Source organism: Dysosmobacter sp. (assembly GCF_052306735.1).
Classification (GTDB): Bacteria; Bacillota; Clostridia; order Oscillospirales; family Oscillospiraceae; genus Oscillibacter.
This window is the reverse complement of the sequence record NZ_DAWBAJ010000067.1, coordinates 1-7,790: the sequence shown is the minus strand read 5'-3', so window position 1 is coordinate 7,790 and position 7,790 is coordinate 1. Positions and strand designations below refer to the sequence as shown.

Genomic DNA, 7,790 nt, shown 5'->3' with positions numbered 1-7,790 from the left:
TGAAGTCCTGCGACATTGAGGCCTGGTCCCCCCGTCAGCAGAAGTACTTTGAGGTCTGCTCCTGCTCCAACCTGGGCGACGCCCAGGCCCGCCGCCTGCGGATCCGCTACAAGGACGAAAACGGCAAAATGCAGCTGTGCCACACCCTCAACAACACCTGCGTGGCACCTCCCCGGATGCTGATTGCCTTCCTGGAGAACAACCTCCAGGCGGACGGCACCGTTATCATTCCCGAGGTTCTGCGCCCCTACATGGGCGGCACGGAAAAGCTGGTGCCCAAGAAGTAAATTTTTCAGAAAACGGGCCGGCTGGGCTTGAAATAATCCTATTTGTAATATTTTTATTGGATATTACAAATAGTTAAACCCGTTTCCAGCCCACAGCGGCACGTCCGCACCAATTCCGGATGGTTTTGCCCTCTTCTATCGGCTCCATTCCGGTCTAAGGCCGCAAACCCTTGGGGCGCAAGGGTTTGCGGAACCCTGTTTTCAAGCCTCCGGCAATCTTGCTTTGCCGGAGGGCAATTTCAAGGAAAGGCAACGCATCTATGTCCAACCCCAACGGCTTTCTGGCCGAGTTCAAAAAATTCATCGCCCGGGGCAATGTCCTGGATCTGGCGGTAGGCGTCATCATCGGCGGCGCCTTCAGCGCCATCACCAACTCCCTGGTAAACGACATCATCAATCCCATCCTGGGGATCTTCGCAGGCGGCAACGAGGCTCTCTCCGCCCTCAGCTTCCAGCTGCCCGGCGGCGGCGCGCTGATGCTGGGCAGCTTCATCAACGCCGTGCTGAACTTCCTCATCATGGCCTTTGCGGTGTTCTGCCTGGTAAAGGCCGTCAATCGCCTGCACCGGAAAAAGGAGGCGGCCCCTCCTCCTCCGCCCCAACCCTCCCGTGAGGAAGTGCTGCTGACGGAGATCCGGGATCTTTTGAAGGAGCGTGCGTAATGGAGCAGATGGAACCCATCCTGCGTCAGGGCCTGACGGCCCTGGGCCTGTCTGCGGAGCAGATCCCGCAGCTGCAGCGCTACGCGCAGCTGCTGGTGGAGACCAACAAGGTCATGAACCTCACCGCCATTACAGAGCCTGCGGATATCGCCACGCTGCATTTTCTGGACTGTGCGGCTCTGCTGACCCTGGCGGATTTTCGGAACAAGACCGTGGCGGACGTGGGCACCGGAGCGGGCTTCCCCGGCCTGCCGCTGAAGATCCTGGAGCCCTCCCTCTCCATCACGCTGCTGGACGCCCAGGGCAAGCGGGTGAACTTTTTGCAGCAGGTGTGCGACGATCTGAGCCTTACCGGCGTGGAATGCGTCCACGCCCGGGCGGAGGAGTTTGCCGCCGGGCACCGGGAAGGGTGCGACATCGTCACCTCCCGGGCGGTGGCCGCCCTGCCCATGCTCTGCGAGCTGTGCCTGCCCCTGGTGAAGGTGGGCGGCGTGTTTGTGGCCATGAAATCCGTGGACTCCGATGCAGAACTCCGCTCCGCGTCCCGCGCCATTTCCCTGCTGGGAGGCGCCGATCCGGAGGTAAAGGATTACGTCATTCCCGGTACCCAGGTGACCCACCGGGCGGTTCTCATCAAAAAAATTCGGAAAACCCCGGAAAAATACCCCAGAATGTTTGCAAAAATCAAGAAGAATCCGCTATAATAAAGTTATGGCGCCAAGTTTTCCCATGGAATGCCAAACCCGCACTTGCACTCCGCCGGGCGGGCATTATATAATGGCAGCGGATCCTATATCAAAAAATTACTAAAGGAGGTTCCCCATATGGAGCGGCGTGGTCAGTGCATCGCGGTGGTGTCCGGCAAGGGCGGCACTGGAAAGACCTCTTTCGTCTCCGGCGTGGGGGCCGCCCTGGCCCGGGAGGGCTGCCGGGTGCTGTGCCTGGACTGCGATGTGGGATTGCGGAACCTGGATCTGGCCCTGGGCCTTTCCGACCGGGCCCTGATGGACTTCACCGACGTGGCCCAGGGGATCTGTCCCCTGCAGGACGCCGTGGTGGAACACGCCAAGATCCCGGGCCTGTATCTGTTGACGGCGCCGGCCCGCAGCCGCAGGGAAGCCGTGACGGCGGCCCAGATGGAAAACCTGCTGCGCCAGGTGCGCCGGAGCTTTGATTTCTGCCTGCTGGACGCACCGGCGGGCCTGGGCTACGGATTCCGGCTGGCAGTGTGTGCCGCGGACCGGTGCGTGGTGGTCTCCACCGCCGACGCCTCCTCCCTGCGGGACGCCCAGCACACGGTAATGGAGCTCCACCGCTTCCCCGCCGGGACGCTGCACCTGGTGGTGAACCGGGTACGCAAAAAGATGCTCCGCCAGCTCCACGCCACCATTGACGACGCCATCGATCAGGCGGGCCTGCCTCTTTTGGGGGTGGTCCCCGAGGACGACGCCCTGCCTCTGGCACTGAACCGGGGCGTGCCCGTCCAGCTTTGCGACGGCTCCATGGCCGCCGCTGCCTACCGAAATATCGCAAAACGCATTCGGGGCGGCAGAGTCCCCCTGCTGCGAATCAAATAAAGAAAGGAGAACGACTGCCCATGAATATCGCGCTCATGTCCCATGACAATAAAAAGGAACTGATGGTCCAGTTCTGCACCGCTTACGCCGGGATCCTCTCCCAGCACAGCCTGTACGCCACCAATGCCACCGGCCACATGGTCGCTGACGCCACCGGCCTCAATGTCCACTGCTTCTTGTCCTACGCCCACGGCGGCAGCCAGCAGATCGGCGCCCGCATCGCCTATAACGAGTTTGATCTGGTGCTGTTTTTCAACGATCCCTCCAATGAGAGCATGGCCGGGGATGTCTCCTATATCTCCCGCCTGTGCGACCAGAACAACATCCCCTTTGCCAGCAACATCGCCACCGCGGAGATGCTGGTGCTGGGCCTGGCCCGGGGCGATCTGGACTGGCGGTGCATCGTCAATCCCTCCAACCGTCCCATCGCTTGACTTTTGTCCCAAGGGGCAGTACAATCAACCAAAAAGGCACCGCGCAGATGCCGCAGCAGTACTCCAACCCACCGGCCCCACAGAGAGGGACGCGCCGCTGAGAGCGTTCCGGCCGGAGTGGAGGAAGGACAGCGGCGGAGCGGGGGCGGAGACGCCCGCGGCCCCTCCCCGCGCCACAGGAGGCCAAAGGAGGCTCCCCGGGAGCCTTGAATTTGGGTGGCACCACGAAGCGGCATGCGCTCTCGTCCCAAAGCCTTGGGACGGGAGCATATTTTTTTTCTGCGGCCCCGCCCTCTCCGCCGCGCCGGCGGCAAGCGCGGGCCGGAGGCCCGCATCACACGAAAAGGAGCATTTGCTATGGCTAAAATGACCCCCCGCACCCTCTCCGGCTTCATGGAGCTGCTGCCCGCGCCCCAGCAGCAGATGGAGCGCATCATGGAGATCCTCCGCAAGACCTACTCCCTCTATGGTTTCACCCCCCTGGACACCCCCGTCATCGAGTCCAGCGAGGTACTGCTGGCCAAGGGCGGCGGCGAGACGGAAAAGCAGATCTACCGCTTCACCAAGGGCGACGCCGACCTGGCCCTGCGCTTTGATTTGACGGTGCCCCTGGCCAAGTACGTGGCCCTCCACTACAACGACCTCTCCTTCCCCTTCCGCCGCTACCAGATCGGCAAGGTCTACCGGGGCGAGCGGGCCCAGCGGGGCCGCTTCCGGGAGTTCTATCAGGCGGATATCGACATCATCGGCGACGGCAAGCTCTCCATCCTCAACGAGGCGGAGATCCCCTCCGTCATCTACAAGACCTTCTCCACCCTGGGCCTCAAGCGCTTCCAGATCCGGGTCAACAACCGCAAGATCCTGAACGGTTTTTATGCCATGCTGGGCCTCACGGAACAGTCCGGGGACATCATGCGCACCGTGGACAAGCTGGACAAGATCGGCGCCGAGAAGGTCCGTACCCTGCTGGTGGACGACTGCGGCCTTACAGCGGAGCAGGCGGGCGAGATCTTGAAGTTCATCGCCATCACCGGCTCCAACCAGGAAGTCCTCTCCGCCCTGGAGGCCTATCAGGGCCGCAACGAGACCTTTGACCAGGGCCTTGCGGAGCTGAAGGCCGTGACGGAGTACCTGGCCGACTTCGGCGTCCCGGCGGAGAACTTCGCGGTGGATCTCACCATCGCCCGGGGACTGGACTACTACACCGGCACCGTCTACGAGACCACTCTCCTGGACCACCCGGAGATCGGCTCCGTGTGCTCCGGCGGCCGGTACGACAACCTGGCGGAATACTACACCGACCGCCAGCTCCCCGGCGTGGGCATCTCCATCGGCCTCACCCGCCTCTTCTACGTGCTGGGAGAGCAGAAAATGCTCAACCCCGACCTCCCCACCGCCCCGGCGGACGTGCTGATCCTGCCTATGACGGAGGATCTCTCCCCCGCCATCACCCTGGCCACGCAGCTGCGGGCAAACGGCATCCGCACCCAGCTCCACTGCGAGGACAAGAAGTTCAAGCAGAAGATCTCCTACGCCGACAAGCTCTCCATCCCCTATGTGATCTTCCTGGGGGAGGACGAAGTCAACGCCGGTGTGGTGGCCTGCAAGGACATGGCCACCGGCGAGCAGACCAAGCTGGACGCCGCCGCCACCATCTACCGCATCAAGGCAGGCCTGGCGGAGCGGGAAAAGGGCGCCGTCATCCTGGAGTGATGTCCGCCCTCTGATGCCCTGCGTCCCAATTTGACGGAACGGAGGTCTCAAGAACCATGAAACGGGAAAAAATCTTTTATATCACCGCCATCGCAGTGCTGGCGGCGGCACTGGTGGCCGCCCTGGTGTACAAGCGTCCCCTGGACATCAAGACCCTCACCGGCGTCACGGAACCGGATGACATCGCCATCACCGTCCTCCTCGTGGACGAGGACATGGACACGCAGCAGCGGGATCTCACCCTCTCCGCCGGAGATGAGGGCTTTGACGAGCTTCTTGCCCGGCTGGAGGAACTTCGCTTCCGCCGTCCCCCCACCAACCTCATCCGCATCGTCCTGCCCTTCCTGCCGGAGTCCGGCGGTGAGGCCCAGAAATGGGAGGACGGGGAGTTCCAGCACCTGTTTATCTCCCTGAGCCAGCCCGGTGAGAACGGAGAGCGGGTCTACGGCTATGTGGAGTTCTGGGTGGACGAGTGGGAGTACCGGGACTTTGACCGGAATCTCTCGCTGCCCCTGGCGGTGGAAAACGCCAAGGAGACCGGCCAGGACCTGTGCGCTCAAATCTGGGAGATTGCCACCCCGGTGGAAAACGATCCCTAACGGAATCCCCACGCCCCCTCAAACCGCTGCTTTGACAGGAGGTGCCCTATGAAGCGTAGCCGCAGATGGATCATCGCCATAGCGGTGGTGGTGCTTTTGGCCGCCGCCGCTCTCTGGTACACACGCCCCCTGACCCTCACGGAGCTGCTGGGCGCGGAGCCCGCCCGGATCCACATGGTCATCAGCCGTTTCGACCAGGCCGGCGGCTCCCAGACCCGGGAGCTCAATGCGGACTGGGATCAGGCCCCGGAGGCCACGGCCCTGGCGGAGGAGCTGACGGTGCGCCGCTCCCTGCTCAACCCGCTGCGCAGTCTCCTGAACCCGGTGCAGTTTGGTACGCCCACCCAGGCCGGGGATTACAACTATCTCCTCTCCCTCACCGGCCGGGAGGGGGACCGCGTCACCCTCCAGTGGTTCGTTGACCAGTGGTCCTATGAAACTCCCGGCACCAGCCGCTATCTCCCCTGCTCCGTCTCCGCTTCCCGCTCCGGCGGGGAACTGGGGGACGCACTGTGGGAATTGTCACATCCAATTGAATCCAATTCGTAATATAGAATTGTTATTATCCTATTTGTATTCTATTTGGAGGTGGTTTCCATGCGTTTTTCACGCTTTGCCGCTCTGGTGCTGTCTCTGGTGACGGCCCTGTCCCTGGCCCTTCCCGCCCAGGCTGCGGAGGGGGACGGCTGGCTTATCCCCAAGGTGAAGGATACCCCGTCCTTTACCGACACGGTGGGAAGCTGGTGTCAATCGGAGGTGGAGACCGTCTATGAATCAGGCCTCATGGAGGGGCAGACCGCGGAGCGGTTCAACCCCCAGGGCACCCTGATGCCGGAGCACATCGTGGCGGTGTGCGCCCGGCTGTACAGCCTCCTCACCGGTGGGGACGGCACCGTGGCCCCGGCCCAGGAGGGCCAGGCCTGGTATCAGCCCTACTATGATTACCTGGCCCAGGCGCTGACCTATGAAGGCGGAGCCGATGCCCTGATGCTGAATTTCCACGCCGGGAAGTACCCGGCCAGGCGGCATGCCTTTGTGGAACTGCTGTCTTTGACCCTGGAAGCCGCCAAGGTGGAACTGCCCGGGATCAACGCCGTGACGGTGCTGCCGGACTCCACGGACCCGGCGGTGCTGGCCTTTTACAACGCCGGGATCCTGGCGGGCACGGACCAATACGGCACTTTTGACGGAAACGGGATCCTGAACCGGAGCCAGGCGGCAGCCATGCTGGCCCGTCTGGTGGATCCCCAGCAGCGGCAGACCTTCACCCTGCAATCCCTGGATGTCTGCCGGGACATCCTGGGGCTGGACCCCTATGCCACCGCCCTCACCGTGGACGGCACCGCCATCCGGGCCGATGTGGTGGCGCCCACCATCTGCACCCTTCTGGAGGAGCGGTACCACCAGTTGGTCAGCGGCGGTCCTGACGCAGGCCGCCTGGACACCGTGCTGACGGAAGCTGCCGACACCATGAAGGAGGACCTGGCCCTGGAGCGCCTGGCGGCGGAGCGGGGCATTTCCGTCACGCAGGAGGATCTGGCCAAGGAATACGGCGCCATGGTCTCCGGCTACCGGGGCCTCAGCGAGGCTGCCCAGCGGTGGGAGAACACCCACAATCTTATGAAGAGCCGCCTGTCGGCGCTGTACGCCCAGCAGTACGGCAGTGAAAACTGGGGCTCCTCTCCCTCGGGCCCGGCGGAGACCCCGGGCAGCATCCGGATGGAGAGCGACCTGGCTGCAGCCAAAGCCGCTATGACCGTGACCCTCTCGGATTCCCTCAGCAGTCTGGATCTTGCCGCCGCTCAGACCCGGCTGGTCCAGAGCCCGCTTTTCTAATACGATCACCATATTCCAAAAACAGAAAGGAATTTTTGAACTATGATGCAGAACCGTACCCATACCTGCGGAGAGCTGCGCCTCTCCGACGCCGGCAAGACCGTGAAGATCTGCGGCTGGCTGGAAAACGTCCGGGAAGTGGGCGCCGAACTGGCTTTCGCCGTGGTTCGGGACTTCTACGGCACCACCCAGGTGGTGGCGGAGACCCCTGAGATGGTAAACACCTTCAAGGCCATCACCAAGGAGTCCACCATCTCCGTGGAGGGCACCGTCCGGGAGCGGGCCAGCAAGTCCGCCAAGATGGCCACCGGCGAAATTGAGATCGTCCCGGAGAAGATCGAGGTACTGGGCCGCTGCCGCCACAACGAGCTGCCCTTCCAGATCAACCGCAGCCGGGAGGCCGACGAGGCCCAGCGGCTCAAGTACCGCTATCTGGACCTGCGCAACCCCGCCGTCAAGCAGAACATCATCCTGCGCTGCCAGGTGGTTGCCGCCATCCGTCAGGCCATGACGGAACACGGCTTCCTGGAGATCACCACCCCCATCCTGACGGCCTCCTCCCCCGAGGGCGCCCGGGACTACCTGGTGCCCGCCCGGAACCACCCAGGCAAGTTCTACGCCCTGCCCCAGGCTCCCCAGCAGTTCAAGCAGCTGCTGATGACCTCCGGCTTTGACCGCTATT

At 63.0% G+C, this 7,790-nt stretch carries 10 protein-coding genes; all 10 read left to right on the top strand.

What is annotated here, in order from left to right; all coding sequences use genetic code 11:
• The coding region (locus tag ACT67G_RS11390) for an aminoacyl--tRNA ligase-related protein (RefSeq protein ID WP_443664317.1) at window positions 1-287 on the top strand (287 nt) is incomplete at its 5' end.
• Window positions 288-547: 260 nt separating this feature from the next.
• Window positions 548-949, top strand: coding sequence for a large-conductance mechanosensitive channel protein MscL (gene mscL / locus ACT67G_RS11385; RefSeq protein WP_443664316.1), 402 nt, complete (start codon window positions 548-550; stop codon window positions 947-949).
• The gene (rsmG, locus tag ACT67G_RS11380; RefSeq protein ID WP_443664315.1) at window positions 949-1,653 is read left to right on the top strand and encodes a 16S rRNA (guanine(527)-N(7))-methyltransferase RsmG; all 705 of its coding nucleotides are present in this window, start codon (window positions 949-951) and stop codon (window positions 1,651-1,653) included. The genes mscL and rsmG overlap by 1 nt, the downstream gene beginning before the upstream one ends.
• Before the next feature lie 120 nt (window positions 1,654-1,773).
• A complete protein-coding gene (gene minD / locus ACT67G_RS11375; RefSeq protein WP_325246813.1) occupies window positions 1,774-2,526 on the top strand; it encodes a septum site-determining protein MinD in 753 nt (250 codons plus the stop codon).
• A 20-nt stretch (window positions 2,527-2,546) separates the two neighbouring features.
• A complete protein-coding gene (locus ACT67G_RS11370; RefSeq protein ID WP_326214681.1) occupies window positions 2,547-2,960 on the top strand; it encodes a methylglyoxal synthase in 414 nt (137 codons plus the stop codon).
• Window positions 2,961-3,317: 357 nt separating this feature from the next.
• Entirely contained in the window at window positions 3,318-4,673 is a 1,356-nt protein-coding gene (gene hisS, locus ACT67G_RS11365; RefSeq protein WP_443664314.1) for a histidine--tRNA ligase, read from the top strand.
• Window positions 4,674-4,729: 56 nt separating this feature from the next.
• Window positions 4,730-5,272: a hypothetical protein gene (locus ACT67G_RS11360; RefSeq protein ID WP_443664313.1), complete on the top strand. Its 543-nt coding sequence runs from the start codon at window positions 4,730-4,732 to the stop codon at window positions 5,270-5,272.
• A 48-nt stretch (window positions 5,273-5,320) separates the two neighbouring features.
• Entirely contained in the window at window positions 5,321-5,821 is a 501-nt protein-coding gene (locus ACT67G_RS11355; RefSeq protein WP_443664312.1) for a hypothetical protein, read from the top strand.
• Between the two features lie 48 nt (window positions 5,822-5,869).
• Window positions 5,870-7,108 (top strand): S-layer homology domain-containing protein, encoded by a 1,239-nt coding sequence (locus ACT67G_RS11350; RefSeq protein ID WP_443664311.1) that lies wholly within the window; start codon window positions 5,870-5,872, stop codon window positions 7,106-7,108.
• A 42-nt stretch (window positions 7,109-7,150) separates the two neighbouring features.
• Window positions 7,151-7,790, top strand: a 640-nt coding sequence (locus ACT67G_RS11345) for an amino acid--tRNA ligase-related protein (RefSeq protein ID WP_443664310.1), incomplete at its 3' end; no start/stop codon positions are given.